We start from the raw sequence: 20180 nt of genomic DNA on the forward strand, positions 1-20180 counted from the left end.
CGGTTGGATCTGGATTGCTGTTGATAGATTTGGAAAAAGATTCATCAATTTCGTTATTGGTGACAGAAGTCATCAAACTGCAGAAGAGTTTTGGGAAACAATAAAACAACACAAAATGGAGAAGATCTCAAGTGATCACTGGAAAAGCTACCAAGGCATTGTTCCTAAAGAGAAGCATCTTCAGACAAAGGCAGAAACATTTACCGTAGAAGCTTATAATAGTTTGTTTGGGCATTTTTTAGCAAGAATGAGAAGAAAGTCCAAATGCTATTCTAAAAAAATAGAAATGCCCAGATTATCTATACTTCTTTTAATGCACCATCGTAATAAAACACTATCTATATTTGATTAGCAACACCTATTTTTTATTAACCCGCTGTATACAGTTTAGAGCTGTTATTTTTAGGTAGAATTACCGTAAAAAGGTTTTGCGTAGCTTCTATTAATCCTACATTGATAGAGAACCTATAGTGCAAAATCTCTATTAATTTTGGACATTTTCTCAAAATATAAGGTGATGTTTTGTTATTTTCTTGGGAAAACACATCTTAATATTATGATAATTAAACAATTACCCTTATACAAGTCAATTCATTAGGATAATAACATCTTTAAATTGACGTCTTAACATCCTTCAAGGAAGAATGTCTTGTACAGAATCCTTAATCATTTCAAAACACCTAAACGCTTCGTAATGTAGACATTATCCATGCAATTTTTATCTCCGACAACGCCAAGTGATGGCATACTTTAAAAAAATCGGAACATATATTGTATCATTATTCTTAAAGACAGAGACATTTTATAGCCGGACATCTTTATTCGCGAAATATCCTATATCCTAAAAATACTGATGACTCAGGTATTTCTCGCTTTAATAGACCTCTCATCCCTTACGCCAACGGGAGAGTTGTCTCCGATATAAGAATGCATTACTGCAAATAAAATTGATGCCGTGTATCTGACATGCCAGATTTTATTATCCTATCTTCTGTTTAGGAATCGCTTAATCTTCTAATAATTGCTGCGCATGTTCTTTAGTTTTAACTTTGCTAATGACCTTCTCACATGCGCCATGTTCATCAAAAACAAAAGTGGTGCGAAGAATTCCCATAAATTCTCTTCCCATAAATTTCTTTAATTGCCAAACGCCAAATGCATCAATCAGCACCCGATCCGTATCTGCTAAGAGTTCAAAAGGAAAATTATATTTATCTGAAAATTTTCTTTGGCTTTTTTCATCGTCTGCACTCACCCCCAATAAATAGTAACCTTGCTGCTTTAATGTCTCATAATGATCTTTCAGATTACAAGCTTCCGCAGTACAGCCTGGGGTATTGGCTTTGGGATAAAAGAAAACAATGAGCTTTTTTCCTCTATAATCTTTTGCCTCTTTCTGTTCACCATACTGATTAATCGCTTTAAAATCGGGCAGTTTATCTCCTATTCCTAACATATTCTTTATTTTTGTTTCTAAAATTACTAATTCTATGACCAAAAAGCAAAGAGCAAACCTTGTGATGAATGAATTGGAGAAGCTTTATCCGCAAGTCCCCATTCCTTTAGATCATTTCGATTCCTATACTTTATTAGTTGCTGTAAGCCTTTCTGCTCAAACCACGGATAAAAAAGTAAACCAAATCACTCCTGAGCTTTTTTCGAAAGCGAGCACCCCTCAACAAATGTCAAGATTAGAGGAATATGAGATTAAAGAATTAATAAAAGAAATTGGCTTATCCAATACGAAGGCCAAAAACCTGAAGCGAATGGCAGAACTTCTTATTGAAAACCACCAGGGCGTAGTACCGGAGAGCTTTGAAGCCTTAGAAGCCCTACCTGGAGTAGGCCATAAAACTGCTTCTGTAGTAATGTCTCAAGCTTTCGGTCACCCGGCTTTTCCCGTGGATACCCATATACATCGTCTCATGAAACAATGGAAGCTCTCTGAAGGTAAGAACGTAGTACAGGTAGAAGCAGATGCCAAGAAACTTTTCCCAAAAAACAAATGGAACAAGCTCCACCTCCAAATTATTTTTTATGGAAGAGAATATTCTCCGGCACGCGGAAAAGGGGAAAAAGATTTTATAACCAAAATGCTTTTTAACTCATAGAAGAGCTCATCTTCCTTCTGTCATTAATCTTATAAATGGAGGATCACTTAAATTTATGAGCCTACTGGCATTGATTTTGTGGGATCTCACTTTAGAAGCCTTCTCTGGATATTTGATCGGCAAAACACTGTACATCGGACACTTTGAATAAGATTCTAAAAAAAACAAAACAATAAACTTTATTCATTATCCTGTCTATAAGAAATTTAGCATGGATGAGTCGGCTTAATTTTAGTTGTATATTTACAGACTGTCGTAAACTTTTTAAAATGCAGGACTAAGATCTTTGCTTCCAGCTTGAGAAGGAGATCCTGTACTTGTTTTTAGTAAAAATACACTGTTTAACTTTTATTTCTTCTATTTTTTGGAAACTTCTCTCAAACCACTCTTTTTCTCTTTATTGATTGGGAAAATCTCCGTTTCCTTATATTCTCCACGGTTAAAAAGACTTTATTCGGTTATCTAACTAAAGATCTGTGCTCATCCTGAGTATCTCTCTTATGAAATGCCTGGCTTAGTGCTCAACCCTAAAAGAAAGCACCTTCAGGTTTATCATGCAATTGATTTGCTATCCCATAAACCTTAGGCTCATTCAAATCTTATTAGGTATCTATAGTAAATTTTGAAGTGTGAATCTATCATATTGATCTAGAACTTCATTTTATCAACTATATCTCTAGTTACTCATATTATAAAGCTATGAATACACTCATATCTATTCCCATATGAAAACCCTGGATACCCCAACCTTAAAGAGACTTCATCATCTGTACAATCTAAATACCTGATTTATCTCAATCAGCAAGTTTTTTACAAAAAAGATCAAGTTAGGGAGGCTTAGGATCATTTTTATGCCGCAAAACAGATCACTCTTTAGTATAATTGGCTACCTCCCCCCATAAGCCAAGCCCACGAGACTTTATAAAAGCTTTTATGAGCTACAGGATAACATACATGCTCCTGGTTGATCTGACGCTCCCTCGGGACGCCTGACCGAAAATTCAGGATAAAGTTCTTGGTAGGGAAGCTTTAACGCCTGGACTAGTTTATCTAAAAGTTTGAAATCTCCAGCATCCGCAGTCTTAATCGCTTCAAACAACAAATAATTTCGTAAGATAAATTTGGGATTCGCTTTTTGCATCATTTCCAAAGACTGGATCCTAGAAATTTTATTATCCTGTTTCCTGGTAATATAGCGTTGAATAAAATCTTGAAGCTGTTTTTTCTGACTCTTCTCCAACTGATCATAGAGGCAGGGTGCAAAATGAGTTAATACTGGAGTTTGTTGATCTACCTTTTCTAAAAGTGAAAAAAACAAGGTGTAATCTAAATTCAGCTCACTCATCAATTTCTGACATTCCAACAGAAAAGGCTGATCGTCCTGCTTTAACTCATCCAAGCCTAATTTACGAGCCATCATCTGATCATATTGTTGCCAGAAGTATTCTGAAAATTCTTCTAATATCCCTTCCAGAGCAGACGCTTCATTAATAATAGGGAAAATAGCATGGGCCAGCTGAACTAAATTCCAATGGGCTATATTAGCTTGTTTCCCAAAAGCATATCTCCTGGTAGGCAAATCCGTGGTATTAGGGGTAAAATTAAGATCGTATTCATCGAGCATACTAAAGGGCCCGTAATCAATAGTAAGCCCAAGAATAGACATGTTATCGGTATTCATTACCCCATGCACAAATCCTACACGGTACCACTCCACGAGCATATTTGCTATATTTTGGGATACTTCACGAAACCACAATAAATATGTCTGCTGTTTTGAAAATCCTTTTATTTGGGGAAAATACCTTTTTATTGTCCAATCGATCAATTGTCTTAATAAATCCCAGTCCTGCCTTGCTGCCAAGAGTTCAAAATGCCCAAAACGTATAAAACTTTCTGCCGTTCGGATGATCATAGCGCCCTCCTCCATCTGTGGATCCCCTTGGTAAAGGATATCTCTCAGAATCTCTTCACCTGTTTTTACTAAACTTAAAGCCCTCGTTGTAGGAACACCTAAATAATGCATAGCTTCACTCATAAGATACTCTCTTAGTGAAGAGCGGAACACGGCTCTGCCATCTGCATTACGGGAATAAGGGGTACTCCCTGCTCCTTTATATTGTAATTCTAGTGCTTTCCCTTCTAATGAGCTCATTTCTCCAATATTCATCACGCGCCCGTCTCCGAGTTGCCCTGCCCAATTTCCGAACTGATGCCCTGCATACACAGTAGCATAAAGCTGTAATTTTTGGGGCAAGCGCTGAGCACTGAAGAAATCTAAGTGGTCTCTAGAAATCTTCAATTCCTTGCCTAGTTCATCATTAAATAAAATAAGTTGAGGATGAGGGGAGTTCATGGGCTCCACTACTGCATGTAAAACATGAGGTGTATGCCTTGGATAGTTATTAAAAGAATAATCCCCAGGAAAGGCTTCTTTAAAAGGCTGTCGTATTTCAGGTAAATCTGGCATCATAAAAAAGCTGGAGATGATCCCCAGCTTTGTTTTTATTTATTAAAATCTATATCGTCCGTTTGATTGATATCCTTATTAATATCTTCTTTTTTGTCGGTCTCTCCAGGGATTTTGTTTTCAAGGGTTCCTTCTCTGTTTACACCTGGTCGGGGGTTCCTAATTTCATCAATGGTTCGAAGACCTTTTTCGTCTCCATACCCCCCGATGCGTTTGAGAGAGTTGCAACCATCATAGCTAGCTGGTTTTACAAATCTATCCTCCTGAGAGATTCCCAAAGATTTATCATTATATACTTTTTGCATAAAATATCCCCAAATCGGCAAAGCGATTCTAGCCCCCTGACCTTCTCCTGTATTACGGAAATGCGTGGCTCGATCTTCCCATCCTACCCAAACCCCGGTAGCTAATTTAGGAGTAACCCCCATAAACCAACCGTCTGAGTTGTTATTGGTGGTACCTGTTTTCGCGGCGATTTCTGCATTAATCCCTAATCGTTTAAGCCCTCCAGAAGCTGTTCCATATTCAGCTACTCCCTTCATCATGTCAATCATCGTAAAGGCATATACTTCATTCATAATCTCCTTAGATTCGGTTTTTACTTCTTTAATCACGTGTCCATTGGTATCTTCAATTCTCCAAACCATTTCAGGTTTAGTATAGGTCCCAAAATTAGCAAAGGCACTATAGGCACCTAACATTTCGTAGAGGGTGATATCTGATGAACCTAGGGCTATGGTAATATTCCGAGGAATATCACTCTTTACTCCAAGATCTCTCGCGAGCTGAATAACCTTATCCACTCCTGTAGATTCTATCAACCTGAGGGATACTGTATTTTGAGAATAAGCTAATGCATCTTTAATAGCTATATCGCCTCCTCGTCCTTTAACTCTGTAATTACCTTTTTCAAATGGCGCATTAGAGACCACCGTGCAAGGAGTATACCCCAGATTCATAATAGCAGCAGCATATACAAAAGGTTTAAACGTAGAACCCACCTGCCGCTTTCCTTGCTTCACGTGATCATATTGGTAATGCTGCCAATCGATTCCTCCTACCCAAGCTTTGATATTCCCTGTCATAGGCTCCATAGACATTAAGCCCGCCTGTGCTATTTGCTTATGATAACGTATAGAATCCCAAGGTGACATCACCACTTCCTCTTCTCCATTCCAAGTGAAACGACTTAGCTTTATAGGTTTTTTGAAATCCTTTATTATAGAGTCTTCAGGCATCCCTTCTGCCTTCATCTGCTTATAACGACCTGTTCTTCTTACAGCTGCCATCATCAGATCATTAGCAATCTTTTTACTAATAAGATAATAAGGACGGTTTGGATTTCGAGCCTGCTCAGCATCAAAATTTTTCTGCAACTCAGTTAAGTGCCTCTTGATCGCTTCCTCCGCATATCGCTGCATTTTAGAATCTAAGGTTACATAAATTTTCAACCCATCTCTAAATAAGTTAAGCGATTTGCCCGTCTTCTCTTCATATTCCTTAAGATAAGCATTGATTTCTTTTCTCAAATAGAATTTATAATAGGCAGAATAACCTTCATTTACACTTTTAACCGGATGGAAATCGGTTACAATAGGCGTGTCGATGGCTTGCCTATAAGTGGTATCATCAATATAGCCTATATCTACCATCTGCTTTAAGACCACATCTCTGCGGATTTTTGCTCGCTCAGGATTTCTCAAAGGATTATTTGCATTAGGCGCTTCTAACATCGCTACAAACATCGCGGCTTCTGGTAAAGTAAGATCTTTTGTATGTTTGTTAAAATAAATACGAGAAGCCATCTCAATTCCATTCGCATTATAAGTAAAATCGAATTTATTAAAATATAAAGTGATGATCTCGTCCTTTGTATAACGTTTTTCTAAGCTAATGGCTACAGACCACTCCTTAAGCTTTTGAGCAATCCTCTGTAGTTTATTTTTAGAAACATTCTTTGTAAAAAGAAGTTTTGCCAACTGCTGCGTAATGGTAGAGCCTCCACCTCTGCCCCCACCAAACCGTATAGCACGAAAAATGGATTTCATATCAATTCCTGAGTGCTCTTTAAATCGTTCATCTTCCTTTGCCTGCAAGGCAAAAACAAGATGAGGGGGGAGGTCGCTATACTTAATGGGAATTACTTTTTCCTTTTCAAATTTTCCTAGTGAAACTCCATCTGAGGAAATAATTTCAGAGGCTACATAGATATCCGGATTTTCAAGCTCTTTCATATTGGGCATTTCTCCCAAGAAACCCTCAGAAACTAAAAAGAAAAGCCCTGCAATGCCTAACACTATAGTCAAAAGACCTAACCATACCCACCGAATAACCTTTTGAACTCCTTTGTCTGAGGATCGCTTTTTCTTTTTACTCCCCAACGGAAATATATTGCCTTTATTTTTATTGTTACTTCCCATTGATCGTTATGGTTTAACCGTTTCTATTTTTATTCCTATATCTTCCAAGCCAATTAATGGATTTCTATTCATTAAATGCATAACCTCTATTTTATATTTACCATTACTTGGAAATCTATAATGGGTTTTATATAAACCTAGGATTTCCTTTGTACCTCCAAATTGAGATCCTTTCCATAGGCCGTTGGACCGTGCCAGAGTATAGTTGAGTATATCCTTATGTTGCTTTTTTTCCTGCATACCCGAAATGGAAACTTGCAAACGTAGATTCATATACGGATATTGGTTATTATTACGTATAACAAATATAATGTTTTTTAGGTTCTGTGCATCTTGAATATCAAACTCAAAACGCGCCGGATTTTCGGAAGCCCAGTGCCCATCAAGCGCTATCGTCTTTACCTGCTCAAGTGGAGATATACAGGCTATTAATATGGATACCCATACCAATATCCAAACAAAACTATATCTCCCCATCAGGCTTGGACGAATGTTTTTTATTTTTAGAAGGGGTAATTTTTCTATGGGATTGATTTTGATTTTTCTCACTATGTTGTTCTATTTTAGCGGGATTTTTGGCTCCGTTCCCATCTTTAGGCTTAGCAGCAAGACCTGTCCTGGCTTTCACTTGCTTATTCCTTTCCCCTTGTTTTGGAGCTTTTATACTCTGATTTTTCTGTTTTTCACGCGAATTTCTATTCCGATTATTTTTATTCTTCCTTTCGAAACGGTCCACATTATTCTCCTGGATCAAATCTACAGGTTTTACAGATTTATCGTCGCTTTTATAATCTTCAAGAGGAGGCGTTTTCTCTCCTCTTTTATTCATTTCAATGCACTTTTTTACTATCTGAACATCAATATCATACCAGCTCATTGAGTTTTCCACATAAGCAAACCACATCTTCTTTTTGAAAACATCAATTTTTATGCAGAAAGCTCTCCCTTTTTCGGTATCCAAAACCGTAGAAGAAGATGGAAAATCGGCCAAAGCGTCTACATAACTATCCAGCTCATAATTAAGGCAACACTTCAATTTACCGCATTGTCCAGCCAGTTTTTGGGGATTAATACTTAACTGCTGATAGCGAGCTGCTTGGGTATTCACAGACCGAAAATCTGTTAACCATGTAGAGCAGCACAACTCCCTTCCACAAGAGCCAACACCCCCTACTTTAGCTGCTTCCTGACGATAACCTATCTGCTTCATATCAATCTTAGTACGAAAAGCGGCTGCGTAATCTTTAATCAATTGACGGAAATCTACTCTTCCTTCAGCTGTATAGTAAAAGGTGACTTTTGCACCATCGCCTTGATATTCCACATCGGTGATTTTCATCTCAAGATTCAACCTACGGGCTATTTTCCGCGCCTGTAATTTGATAGTTTCCTCTTTTTTACGAAGCTCCTGCCAGAGGTTAATATCTTTTGGCGAGGCCAAGCGGTATACCTTGAGCGTTTGCTCTTCGTTAAACTTTTTCTTTTTCATTTGAATTTTCACCAGTTCCCCGGTGAGGCTCACTACACCTATATCATATCCGGGACTTGACTCTACTGTGACAATGCTACCGATACGAAGCGGCAGTTGATTTAGATTATGATAGAAAGCCTTGCGGTCATTTTTAAACCTCACTTCTATATAATTACATTGATTCGATGTAGGCTGGGCTACATTAGATAGCCAGTCAAAAACACTTAATTTATAACTATTCCCGCAGGTATCTACATTCTCACAGCCATTCGAGGAAACCTTCGTTCCACAAGAATGGGAAGAATCGCCGGATGTTTTACATCCACAACTCATTTTTTTTTACTTATAAAATTATTGCAAAGTTATAATATTTTTTTATGCAACCTATATTTAATAATACGCAAATGAATCACTATTTAAATGACATTTTAGCGGTTAAATTTATATTTTTATGAAATAATGAAAATGAAAGCGTTTTGTAAAATTTATTTATTTTCATAAAAACAAAAATTAAACATAATTACACTAACTACATAGTCGTCCATTTATAAAAGAATATCAGAGATATTTTATTCAAACACTGTTTAAACTTACCACATTATGCTTAATTTTTAACAAAAATTAGTAATTATAAATAAAATAATTTTATATTTGGCAAAATTAATATTCCCTTGATTATGAAAAAAGTTTTTTTATCTATAACGCTATTTGCCAGTATGGCAACCTACGCAGGAGGCTTCCGTATATCTCTACAAGGGGTAAAACAGCTTGCCATGGCTCATACAAGTGCTCATGCAGAAGATGCCAGCATTGCTTTTTTCAATCCAGCAGGGATCGCCTTTATCCCCTCCAAACTGAGTGTAGCCGCTGGAGGATTTGGAGTATCAACCTCTATGACCTTCCAGAATCCTTCCACTTTACAATCTTATAAAACCGAAAGTCCGTTAGGAACACCGGTTTATGCTGCCGTAGCCTATAAAATTGTAGATAATGTATCTCTTGGTTTTAGCTTTACTACTCCCTATGGAAGCCATTTAATATGGGATAAGGATTGGAGCGGGAGAGAAATAGTACAAGAACTCAATCTACAATCCTTTTTCTTTCAACCTATGGTTTCTGTAAAATTAGCCCCTTGGATTGCGGTAGGGGTAAGCTATATCCATGCAACCGGGAAACTTGATTGGACTAAAACCGCCACTCAAGTAAATGGCGTGGCAAACTTAAAAGATGAAAAGGCAAAAGGAAATGGCTTTGGACTAGGATTTTACTTTCGTCCCAATGAAAACTTGGACATTTCTGTGGCCTATCGTTCACCGGTTAACATGAAAGCCTCGAATGGCATCGTAAAACTCACCAATGTTTCTCCTGCACTATATCCTAATTTAGGATTGAATAGTCAAGGATCGGATAGCTTTACCGCAAACTTACCTTTGGTAGACGAGTATACGATAGGCTTAACTTACAAGCTTACTCCCCAATGGTCGGTTTCTGGCGATTTTAATTATTATGGTTGGGAACAGTACAGCAAACTAGATATCCATTTCGCCAACATGAGACCGGATCCCAGCTCAAATAGCCACGTCTATTCTAGTCCAAAAAACTTTAAAAACACAAAATCTTATCGCATAGGTACCCAATATTGGTTTAATAATATAGTGGCCGGTAGATTAGGCTATTATTACGATGAGTCTCCTTATGACGATCAGTATTTTAGCCCTGAGACCCCCTCGATGAACAATAATTCGATAACCGGAGGTATAGGTTTTAAGTTCAAAAACTTTGGCATAGACCTAGCTGCTAGTTATAACTTTTTTAAATCTAGAAACGTTAGCAACGACTTCTACGGTATAAATGGTCAAATAAAAGGTAATGCTTTAATATTTGGGCTAGGCCTTTCATATAATCCCTTTTAAACGTAACAAAATGAAAAAATACTTATTCACATCACTCGCTGCTATCTCGCTTGTTTCTATAGTAGGCTGCAATACTGGGTTCGAGCAGGACGTTGCAGATATGCAATCCACTAGTGGTGAAGCAGATTTCAGCACTTATGTAGCCATTGGCAACTCTCTTACTTCAGGTTTTAGAGACAATGCTCTGTATCTTGACGGCCAAAAGGAATCCTATCCTTCTATTATTGCTACGCAGATGAAACGTGCTGGTGGGGGAGATTTTGAACAACCTTTAATGCCCAACAATGATGGTGGTTTCTCGAATTTACCAGGCTTCCCTGGAAAACTAGAACTAAAATTGGTGAACGGAAGTTTGTCTCCTATCCCAAAATCCGCAGGAAGCGAACTGAAACACACCCCAGCCGGGAAGTTGTATAACAATGTAGGGGTTCCAGCCGCCAAGTCTTATCACTTATTGGTAGAAGGCTATGGCAACCCAGCAAATCTCCCTAGTAAAAAAGCAAATCCTTATTTTGTAAGATTTGCGAGTTCTCCCAATACAAGTATCATTAAAGATGTAATCGCAAAAAAACCTAGTTTTTTTTCGCTATGGATTGGTAACAATGATGTATTGCTATACGCGACCAGCGGAGGGGTAGGCAAGGACCAAAAAGGCAATACCAATGCACAAACATACGATATGTACGATATATCCGACCCATCAGTGGTCGCAGGGTCTATCGATCGCGTTCTCGCTTCACTTAAAGCTGAAGGTATCACTAAAGGGGTGATTGCCAATATCCCCGATATAGGCTCAATCCCGTTTTTTACAACCGTACCTTACAATCCACTTTCTCCTGCCAATCCTTCATTTGGGCCGATGATTCCAAAACTAAATGAAAATTTTTCAGCTCTAAATAAAGCATTTACAGCCTTAGGAGTGCCAGAAAGAAGCATTTCATTTTCTAATACAAAAGCCAGTGAAATCATTATAAAGGATAGAGACATAAAAGATATAGGACCTCTGTTAAGCTTCGCTCTCACACCTTTCGTAGGTGCGCAAAAAGCCAAGTTATTAGGATCACTTTACGGACAGGCTCGTCCGGCTACAGCTTCAGATTTCGTATTACTCACCGCCTCCTCCCAAATTGGAAAAGTAAATACTGAAGCCTATAAAAATTTTAAAAAACTAGGCCTCTCTGATGATGAAGCCGGCCAGCTTGCAATCAACGGAGTAACCTTTCCGATGGAAGATCAATATATTCTGACTCCAAATGAGCAAAAACTCATCCAAAATGCTGTAACCGCATACAATACTGCAATCTCGGCATTAGCCAAAAAATATGGAATCGGATTAGTGGATGCGTATGCTAAAATGAAAGAACTGAACACCCTGTCAGGCATTCAGTATAATGGCGTAAAATACACCAATACATTTGTTACCGGGGGAGCCTTTTCACTTGATGGTATTCACCTAACGGGACGTGGTTATGCGGCCATCGCCAATGAATTTATAAAAACCATCAACGCACAATACAAATCGACACTACCCCAAGTAAATCCGAACGATTATTCCGGGATTAAATTCCCTTAATTTTAGATACCTAAAAAACCTCTTGAGCAGTTGAGAGGTTTTTTTTTTAAATTTGCAGCAAATAAATGTAATGATGTCTGAAAAACAGTCGACTTATCTTTTCACCACAAGAACCAGCAAAGAATTAGCAGAAAAAATTGCAAGCCATTATGGTCAAAGTCTGGGTGCTATTAATATCTTAAATTTTAGTGATGGTGAATTTGAACCTATTCTAGAACAATCGGTAAGAGGTGGCCGCGTATTTTTAATAGGGTCGACCTTCCCGCCTGCTGATAATCTTTTAGAACTCCTCTTGATGATTGACGCCTCTAAAAGAGCCTCTGCTAAAAGTGTTACAGTGGTTATCCCTTATTACGGCTTAGCCAGACAAGATAGAAAGGATAAACCTAGAGCCCCGATCGGTGCCAAACTAGTAGCCAACCTTTTAACGGCTGCAGGCGCTACAAGAATTATGACAATGGACCTTCATGCGGATCAAATCCAAGGTTTTTTCGAAATCCCTGTTGACCATTTATATGCTTCTTCTATTTTTATAGATTACATAAAGTCTTTAAATCTCGACAATCTAACTATCGCCTCTCCAGATATGGGAGGAGCAAAAAGGGCTAGAAATTACGCCGGCTACCTGAGTGCTGAAGTGGTAATTGCTTATAAGGAAAGAAAAAAAGCGAACGTGGTAGAAGAAATGTTCTTGATTGGGGATGTAAAAGATAGAAATGTGGTTTTGATAGACGATATGATAGATACAGCTGGAACATTATGTAAAGCTGCTGATATACTCATGGAAAAAGGAGCCAAAACGGTACGCGCCATGGCTACACACCCTGTACTTTCGGGAAAAGCTTATGAAAACATCCAAAAATCACAACTGCTTGAGGTAATTGTTACCGATACCATCCCTGTAAAGGCTGGATTATCCTCTAAAATAAAGGTACTTTCCTGTGCTCCATTGTTTGCTGATGTTATGAGAAGTGTACACAAACATCAATCGATCAGCGACAAGTTTATTATTTAAAAAATATTTAATACCTTTGCACACCTTTAAAATTTAAATGTCTTAAATAATTTATAATGAAATCTATTACAATTCAAGGTGCAAAAAGAGAAAGCGTGGGCAAAAAGTCTACAAAAGCTTTACGTGATGCTGAATTAGTTCCTTGTGTTGTTTACGGAGGAGCAGAGCCTTTAAACTTTTCTACACCTGAAAAGCACTTTAAAAGTTTAGTTTACACTCCTGAAGCACACACGGTATCTATTGAAATTGATGGTCAGATCATTCCGGCTGTTCTTCAGGATATTCAGTTCCATCCAATTACGGACAAAATCTTACATGCTGATTTCTATCAACTATCCGACGACAAACCTGTCATTATGGAGGTTCCTGTACGAATTACAGGTCGCTCAAAAGGAGTTGTCAGAGGTGGTGTTTTACGTCAATCTTTCAGAAAACTTAAGGTAAAAGCTATTCCAGCGAATTTACCTGATGAGATTGTTATTGATGTTACAAAGCTAAATATTGGTAACAAGTTTTATGTAGGAGACATTCAATCTGATATTTACTCATTCATGCATCCAGACAATGCCGTTATTGCAGCAGTTAAGATGTCTAGAAATGCAATGAAGGGAGGAATCGCAGCTGATGATGATGAAGAAGAAACAACAGAAGCATAATTAATTAGCCTCTATTAATAAAAGTAAAAATCCCGTGATACGGGATTTTTACTTTTATAGAGAAAATATTATAAAATGTTCATAAACTCATCGGAGATACCTTATGAGTATTTAACCTCTTCTGATAAAATAGCTAATTATATTCGACTCCCGATTCGACTCCTCGTGCATTAACATAAATATTCCGATCATAATCTGTAGCGTACCCTCTGCATCATCGCTTTTTTGAACATTCTCTACAGCGCTTTCATTCATTTTAATTCCCTCCTATTTGAACAAGACAGATAATGTTGCAATGATTCGGTTGATCACACCGAAAGAGTTACATTTTGGATCTATTTACCATTATAGGCTACTATTATTTACTAGTTTGGTTAGATAATTTTTTCCATCACTAATCTTATAATTTCGTAAAATAAACTCTTTTCGTGTATATTCACAACAAAAATCCATCTGTTTCATTCAGTTTTACCGCTTATTCACTTGAAACTTTTTAATATTCATTATACTAAAAAAGCAGAATAAAAGTATAGATTAGATGTAGAAATCGAAAGCTATCACAGCAGGGTGTAAGAAAGGAAAATCATGCAAACTATAGTATTTTTAGAAGACTTGTAAAATTCTTTTTGTAATTTGCCAATTGTGCAGGTGAATTTATAGCCTGAAATTTGATATCTTATCGAGGGTACTGGGTTTTCTTATGCACATTTTCCTACACCAAGGATTTAATATACCACTAAATTAGCTGTAATGTTTATCAAAAAATATATTTCTACAGACTACCCAATATTCAGTCTATCAGATTCCCTAGACCAAGTACGCAATAAAGTAGGTGATACTGGCTATTCTCATATTTTTATCCAAAAAGATGGAATATTAGCCGGGAATCTTCGCTATGAAATCATCACAAATACCGATGCTAAAACACTAGCTGAGATAAGCGAGCATCTGGAACGTTTCGCTCTACTTGAAAACAGTACCTCACTCGATAGTATTCGCTTACTGAGTGCCTTTAATGCTAATATAATCCCTGTTATTAGCAAAAATGAAAAATATTTAGGCTATATTACCTATGAAGATGTTTTTTCCGATTTTTCTAAATTTCCTTTATTCTCAGAAAATGGAGCCGTCTTAATCATAGAAACCTCGCCTCAAAATTATTCCATGACTGAAATTGCAAAAATTATAGAAAGTAATAATGGGAAAATCTACGGTGCTTTTATTTACCATATGACAGACAAGATCATACAAATAGCTCTTAAAATTAGCCATGAGAATCTGAGCTCCATTGGAGAAACCTTCGCCCGCTATAACTATATCGTGGTCTACAAGTTTTACCATGACCAAAAAGATAATTTATTAAAAAATCGTTTTGTTTTTTTACAAAAATATATGGATTTTTGACGTATGAAGGCAGCGATATATACACAAAAACGAGATTTAGATACATTTTTATATCTAAGTAAGTTTATCTCAGAACTCGACAGCAAAAATGTGTCGGCTGTACTTCATAAAGATACAGCCGAAGAGCTTCGATTTTCTAAAATTTTTGCCACCTTTTCTAATAAAGAAGATCTTAAAAAACAGGAAATCGATTATTTTTTTAGTTTCGGAGGTGATGGTACCATCCTTAACGCCTTAATCTTTATTCAGGATCTGGGTATTCCTGTTATCGGTGTCAACACAGGAAGACTTGGATTTCTGGCCTGCTTTACCAAAGAAGAAATATTCACCAATCTGGATAAAATCCTCGATCATGAACTTTCGGTTACACAACGATCGGTGATTAAAGTTAACAATGTAAATATCGATTTCCCTTTTGCTTTAAATGACGTCAGCATCTCTAGGAAAGAAACCACCTCTATGATTACTATAGATTCCTATATTAACGATGAGTTTCTAAATGTTTTTTGGGGGGATGGGCTGATCGTTTCTACTCCTACGGGATCTACAGCCTATTCTTTAAGCTGTGGTGGGCCTATAATTTCTCCGGAGAACGATAATTTTGTGATAACACCTATCGCTCCGCATAACCTGAATGTACGCCCTCTCATTCTAAAGGATGATGTGAAAATACGCCTTAAGGTAGAAAGCAGGGTCCCCCAATACTCACTTTCACTAGATTCCCGACTATATCATATCGATACCCTAGAGGAAATCTCTCTTGAAAAAGCGCCTTTTACCCTTTCTCTTGTACAACCCAGAGATATTAGTTTTTTTGAAACGATAAGACATAAATTACTTTGGGGCAACGACAAGAGAAACTAAACCCCTGAAAGGCTATGAACTCTTAAAACAATCCGCCACAGGAATACTTTTTATTAACAGGAATAAAATCTTATTACAAAGCTTTCAGATTATAGAAGAAGAGGGAGAACAGACTGCTTTAAACTTTGATATCCGGAATAATAAGACAAAAAGAAGCAGATTTTTCTTATCTTTACCCAATAAAATTTGGAAGGACAAACTAAATCAAATAAAATAAAAAAATGAGCAGAATGTTTCCAGCGGGTGTGGCTACGGGTTCGATGGTCACCGAGATTTTTCAGTATGCAAAAGAAAACCAATTTGCCTTACCGGCAGTAAACGTTATCGGCTCCAGCAACGTGAACGCGACACTGGAAACAGCCGCCAAACTAAACGCTCCTGTAATTATACAATTTTCCAATGGGGGAGCCTGCTTCAATGCAGGAAAAGGCCTCTCTAACGATGCGCAAAAATCAGCCATTTTAGGAGCTGTTGCAGGCGCCCATCACATTCATACATTAGCAGAAGCTTACAATGCTACGGTTATCCTACATACCGATCATTGTGCTAAAAAGCTACTCCCTTGGATGGATGGATTATTGGAGGCTAATGAGGCCTTTTATAAGCAAAATGGAAAGTCATTGTACTCCTCTCACATGCTGGATCTGTCTGAAGAAACATTAGAAGAAAATATAGATCTTAGCATTCAGTACTATGAAAGGATGGCAAAAATGCAGATGACCTTAGAAGTAGAAATCGGGGTTACCGGTGGTGAAGAAGATGGGGTTGATAATACGGATATAGACAACTCCAAACTTTATACACAACCCGAAGATGTGGCTTATACCTATGAGAGGCTAAAGGCTATTTCTGAAAACTTTACTATTGCTGCCGCATTTGGAAATGTCCATGGTGTATATAAACCCGGAAATGTAAAGCTTACTCCTGAAATATTGAAAAACTCACAGGACTTTGTACAAGAAAAATTTAAAACCGGGGAGAAGCCTGTAAATTTTGTGTTCCATGGTGGCTCTGGTTCTAGTCTTGAGGAAATTCGTGAGGCCATAAGTTATGGGGTAATTAAAATGAATATTGATACTGATCTCCAATTTGCCTATACAGAAGGTATAAGAGATTATGTAAGCGATAAAATAGAGTATTTAAAAACACAAATAGGAAATCCAGAGGGTCCAGAGATCCCTAACAAAAAGTTCTATGACCCTAGAGTGTGGCTAAGAAAAGGAGAGCAAACTTTTTCCAAGCGTTTAGTTCAGGCATTCGAAGATTTAAACAATATTAATACCCTTAAATAATTAAATTGATAGCAACAGAGATCCTAAATGGGCTCTGTTGCTATTCACAAATAGATTAGAAGATGGCATTTGACTGGTTTAGAAGAAAGAAACAAAATATTAATACGCCGACGGATCAAAAGAAAGATTCACCGAAGGGACTGTGGCATAAAACTCCTACAGGAAAAATTATAGAGCAAGAAGAGCTAAAAAACAATAACTTCGTATCTCCTGAAGACGGTTTTCATGTAAGAATTGGAAGTAAAGAGTATTTCGAAATTCTATTTGATAATGGCAAGTTTAAAGAGCTAAATGCTAAAGTAGAGAGTGTGGATATTCTTAAATTTAAGGATACCAAAACCTATGCTGATCGTTTAAAAGAAGTGAAAAGCAAAACAAAATTAACCGACTCTGTACGTAATGCTGTAGGAAAAACTAATGGTTTAGAAATCGTAGTTTCTTGCATGGATTTTTCTTTTATAGGTGGCTCTTTGGGATCCGTGATGGGGGAGAAGATCAGTCGAGCAATTGATTATGCAATCGATCACGAACTGCCTTTTATGATGATTTGTCAGTCAGGAGGCGCTAGAATGCAAGAGGCGGCTTACTCATTGATGCAAATGGCAAAAGTACAGGCCAAGCTAGCCCAGCTTTCGGATCATGAGTTACCTTATATCGCCTATTTAACAGACCCTACTTTTGGTGGAATCACAGCTTCTTTTGCTATGACTGCGGATATTATCATGGCAGAACCCGGAGCCCTTATCGGTTTTGCGGGACCGCGTGTAATCAGAGAAACCATAGGTAAAGATTTACCTGAAGGATTTCAAACTTCGGAATTCTTATTAGAGAAAGGTTTTGTAGATTTTATTGTTAAACGAAATCAAATTAAGGAAACCGTATCTCAAGCGATGCGACTTTTAAGAAATACAAACGTTTAAAAATCTGATTAATGAAGACTCTGAAAGTTTTTATTAATGCTTGTAGAAAATTAACATTTAATAAATTGATAAGGTTGCTTAGATTATTTTTAGGCAACCCTATTTTTTCTATACTTTCCTTTATAGCTACATACAAAGCCTACAAAATCTCAGCGCAATACTTCCCTCAAACCAATAGTACAGATGGCAAAGGAAATGCTTTTAGGCACGCCTTATGGTGCTGCCTGATTCTCATGTATTGCTGTAAAGTTTCTTCTCCCAAAAAAAGTATAGCGTGGTGTAAAAAATTAACCTCATTACATGAAGAAATCTTTCCGAATGAACCCCTTCAAAAGCAAATGGATCTTCATAACAATGCTATAGGGATACAACTATTTGAAAAATTATTACCCGGCGTTCATCGTCAATTTTTCGAAACCTCTTTTTTTGTAGATAGCTTGATCAGAGAAACAGAAAAAGCTGTATTTATTTCTCATGTGGACGAAGACCCCGGAGATCATTTGATGTACATCCAGCGTTAGGAGAGTCCTAAAACACATCAATAGCATTTGAATCTTTACATTGATTAACGTGATGAAGCTATTGAAATCTAGTCTCTTATTAACCAATTGATTCTCTTTTTAAAAAAATCTCCCTTCAAATCCTTACTTTTACTGAAATTTTAGCAGAATATGGCTTTAAGCAGAATATGGAGTGCCTTTATTATTGTTGCAATTGGAATAGCAAGTATTAAATACTGCACTTCAAGCAATTATAACTCGATATTTAACGATATGATTGTCGGTAAGAGTGGTGATACCATACAAATAAAGAAAAAAAATATCGTGCAGCTTACACCTCATCTTCAAGATTCTATTAAGAAATATGGGGAGTATAAAGAAAATAGAATACACTATATCCAACGTGGACAACAGGTTCATATATACCGTATTCAGAACGCTGACGGGGTCATCAGCAGTAGTAAAGCTGCGGTCGATATTTGTATTGGATTAGTAGGGATCATGACCTTATTTATGGGCTTTATGAGCATAGCAGAAAAAGCGGGGGGCATTAATTTCATGAGTCGCCTTATACAACCTTTTTTCTCTAAATTATTTCCCGAAGTTCCAAAAGGCCATGCTTCTTTTGGACATATGATGCTTAACTTTAGTGCAAATCTTCTGGGACTCGACAATGCTGCTACCCCTTTTGGACTTAAGGCTATGGAAAGTTTACAGAGTCTCAATCCCAATAAACAACGTGCCAGCAATGCCCAGATTATGTTTCTCTGTCTGCATGCCAGCGGCCTTACCCTTATTCCCGTAAGCATTATTGCTATTCGAGCATCTATGCAATCTGCAACTCCAACAGATATTTTTCTCCCCTGCATGATCGCTACCTTTTTTGCGACCATAGCCTCCCTGCTTATTGTTTCTCTAAAACAAAAAATTAACCTTCTGCAACCTATTATTCTGGCTTATCTCGGCAGTATATCAGTCATCATTGCCCTTTTAGTTGTGTTTCTGGTCCAATTAAACAAAGACGAGTTAAATGATTTTAGTAAACTTTTAAGCAACGGTATGATTCTGCTCATTTTTCTTTTCATTATAATCGGGGGAATCTATAAAAAAATAAACATTTTCGACGCTTTTATTGAAGGGGCCAAAGAGGGGTTCTATACCTGTATAAAAATCATTCCCTATTTGGTTGGAATTCTCATCGCCATCTCTCTATTGAGGACTAGTGGAGTATTTGATGCCCTGATCGACGGTATAAAGTATTTAGCAAGCTTCTCGCAAATAGATACCCGATTTGTAGATGGTATCCCCACCGCCCTGATTAAACCCTTAAGTGGTTCGGGAGCTCGTGGAATGATGGTTGATGCAATGCAGACTTTTGGACCCGATAGCTTTCAGGGAAGGCTTTCGGCTATATTACAAGGCAGCTCTGACACCACATTTTACGTTATAGCGGTCTATTTTGGGGCCATTTCCATTCGAGACACACGCTACACCGTAGGAGCTATGCTTTTAGCCGATTTAGTGGGTATTTTTACCTCTATATTGTTGGCTTATTGGTTTTTTGGGTAAAT

18 protein-coding genes are annotated in these 20180 nt (G+C 37.4%); 12 read left to right on the forward strand and 6 right to left on the reverse strand.

Going from position 1 to position 20180, the window contains the following annotated elements; all coding sequences use genetic code 11:
- Positions 1-13: 13 nt before the first annotated feature.
- Positions 14-352 carry an IS1 family transposase gene (locus GNY06_RS04210; protein WP_317163743.1) on the forward strand — a complete coding sequence of 113 codons (339 nt, stop codon included), beginning with the start codon at positions 14-16 and terminating at the stop codon, positions 350-352.
- A 654-nt stretch (positions 353-1006) separates the two neighbouring features.
- Here the strand turns inward: GNY06_RS04210 and bcp are convergent.
- Positions 1007-1456: a thioredoxin-dependent thiol peroxidase gene (gene bcp / locus GNY06_RS04215; protein ID WP_166518940.1), complete on the reverse strand. Its 450-nt coding sequence runs from the start codon at positions 1454-1456 to the stop codon at positions 1007-1009.
- Positions 1457-1490: 34 nt separating this feature from the next.
- Here bcp and nth point away from each other — a divergent pair, with 34 nt between their 5' ends.
- Positions 1491-2111: an endonuclease III gene (gene nth, locus GNY06_RS04220; RefSeq protein WP_166518941.1), complete on the forward strand. Its 621-nt coding sequence runs from the start codon at positions 1491-1493 to the stop codon at positions 2109-2111.
- Between the two features lie 931 nt (positions 2112-3042).
- Here the strand turns inward: nth and GNY06_RS04225 are convergent.
- From GNY06_RS04225 to GNY06_RS04240, 4 genes are read right to left on the reverse strand one after another with little or no spacing between them, the layout of a single operon-like run.
- Entirely contained in the window at positions 3043-4581 is a 1539-nt protein-coding gene (locus GNY06_RS04225; RefSeq protein WP_166518983.1) for a protein adenylyltransferase SelO, read from the reverse strand.
- 35 nt (positions 4582-4616) lie between these two features.
- Positions 4617-7001 carry a transglycosylase domain-containing protein gene (locus GNY06_RS04230; RefSeq protein WP_166518942.1) on the reverse strand — a complete coding sequence of 795 codons (2385 nt, stop codon included), beginning with the start codon at positions 6999-7001 and terminating at the stop codon, positions 4617-4619.
- Positions 7002-7007: 6 nt separating this feature from the next.
- Positions 7008-7478 carry a gliding motility lipoprotein GldH gene (locus GNY06_RS04235; protein WP_166518943.1) on the reverse strand — a complete coding sequence of 157 codons (471 nt, stop codon included), beginning with the start codon at positions 7476-7478 and terminating at the stop codon, positions 7008-7010.
- Complete coding sequence (locus GNY06_RS04240; RefSeq protein WP_166518944.1) at positions 7465-8805, reverse strand: PSP1 domain-containing protein; 1341 nt, start codon at positions 8803-8805, stop codon at positions 7465-7467. The genes GNY06_RS04235 and GNY06_RS04240 overlap by 14 nt, the downstream gene beginning before the upstream one ends.
- Positions 8806-9149: 344 nt before the next feature.
- Between GNY06_RS04240 and GNY06_RS04245 the strand changes: the two genes are divergently transcribed.
- From GNY06_RS04245 to GNY06_RS04260, 4 genes are all read left to right on the forward strand, one after another.
- Positions 9150-10385: an OmpP1/FadL family transporter gene (locus GNY06_RS04245; protein ID WP_166518945.1), complete on the forward strand. Its 1236-nt coding sequence runs from the start codon at positions 9150-9152 to the stop codon at positions 10383-10385.
- A 10-nt stretch (positions 10386-10395) separates the two neighbouring features.
- The gene (locus GNY06_RS04250; RefSeq protein WP_166518946.1) at positions 10396-11958 is read left to right on the forward strand and encodes an SGNH/GDSL hydrolase family protein; all 1563 of its coding nucleotides are present in this window, start codon (positions 10396-10398) and stop codon (positions 11956-11958) included.
- 73 nt (positions 11959-12031) lie between these two features.
- Entirely contained in the window at positions 12032-12973 is a 942-nt protein-coding gene (locus tag GNY06_RS04255) for a ribose-phosphate pyrophosphokinase (RefSeq protein WP_166518984.1), read from the forward strand.
- Positions 12974-13029: 56 nt separating this feature from the next.
- Entirely contained in the window at positions 13030-13629 is a 600-nt protein-coding gene (locus GNY06_RS04260; protein ID WP_166518947.1) for a 50S ribosomal protein L25/general stress protein Ctc, read from the forward strand.
- 111 nt (positions 13630-13740) lie between these two features.
- Here the strand turns inward: GNY06_RS04260 and GNY06_RS04265 are convergent, their stop codons facing one another.
- Positions 13741-13884, reverse strand: a complete 144-nt coding sequence (locus tag GNY06_RS04265) for a hypothetical protein (RefSeq protein WP_166518948.1) — start codon at positions 13882-13884, stop codon at positions 13741-13743.
- A gap of 495 nt (positions 13885-14379) precedes the next feature.
- Here GNY06_RS04265 and GNY06_RS04270 point away from each other — a divergent pair, with 495 nt between their 5' ends.
- The 6 genes from GNY06_RS04270 to GNY06_RS04295 all read left to right on the forward strand — a co-directional run bounded on the left by GNY06_RS04270 (position 14380) and on the right by GNY06_RS04295 (position 20178).
- Positions 14380-15033 (forward strand): CBS domain-containing protein, encoded by a 654-nt coding sequence (locus GNY06_RS04270; protein WP_166518949.1) that lies wholly within the window; start codon positions 14380-14382, stop codon positions 15031-15033.
- Between the two features lie 3 nt (positions 15034-15036).
- Positions 15037-15897, forward strand: coding sequence for an NAD kinase (locus GNY06_RS04275; protein ID WP_166518950.1), 861 nt, complete (start codon positions 15037-15039; stop codon positions 15895-15897).
- Positions 15898-16118: 221 nt separating this feature from the next.
- Positions 16119-17189 carry a class II fructose-bisphosphate aldolase gene (fbaA, locus tag GNY06_RS04280; protein WP_166518951.1) on the forward strand — a complete coding sequence of 357 codons (1071 nt, stop codon included), beginning with the start codon at positions 16119-16121 and terminating at the stop codon, positions 17187-17189.
- 62 nt (positions 17190-17251) lie between these two features.
- The gene (gene accD / locus GNY06_RS04285; RefSeq protein ID WP_166518952.1) at positions 17252-18109 is read left to right on the forward strand and encodes an acetyl-CoA carboxylase, carboxyltransferase subunit beta; all 858 of its coding nucleotides are present in this window, start codon (positions 17252-17254) and stop codon (positions 18107-18109) included.
- An 11-nt stretch (positions 18110-18120) separates the two neighbouring features.
- Positions 18121-18630, forward strand: coding sequence for a DUF6973 domain-containing protein (locus GNY06_RS04290; protein ID WP_166518953.1), 510 nt, complete (start codon positions 18121-18123; stop codon positions 18628-18630).
- A gap of 150 nt (positions 18631-18780) precedes the next feature.
- A complete protein-coding gene (locus GNY06_RS04295) occupies positions 18781-20178 on the forward strand; it encodes a nucleoside recognition domain-containing protein (RefSeq protein ID WP_166518954.1) in 1398 nt (465 codons plus the stop codon).
- The last annotated feature ends 2 nt before the right edge of the window (positions 20179-20180 follow it).

The sequence above is a fragment of the Elizabethkingia argenteiflava genome, assembly GCF_009904105.1.
Lineage (GTDB): Bacteria > Bacteroidota > Bacteroidia > Flavobacteriales > Weeksellaceae > Elizabethkingia > Elizabethkingia argenteiflava.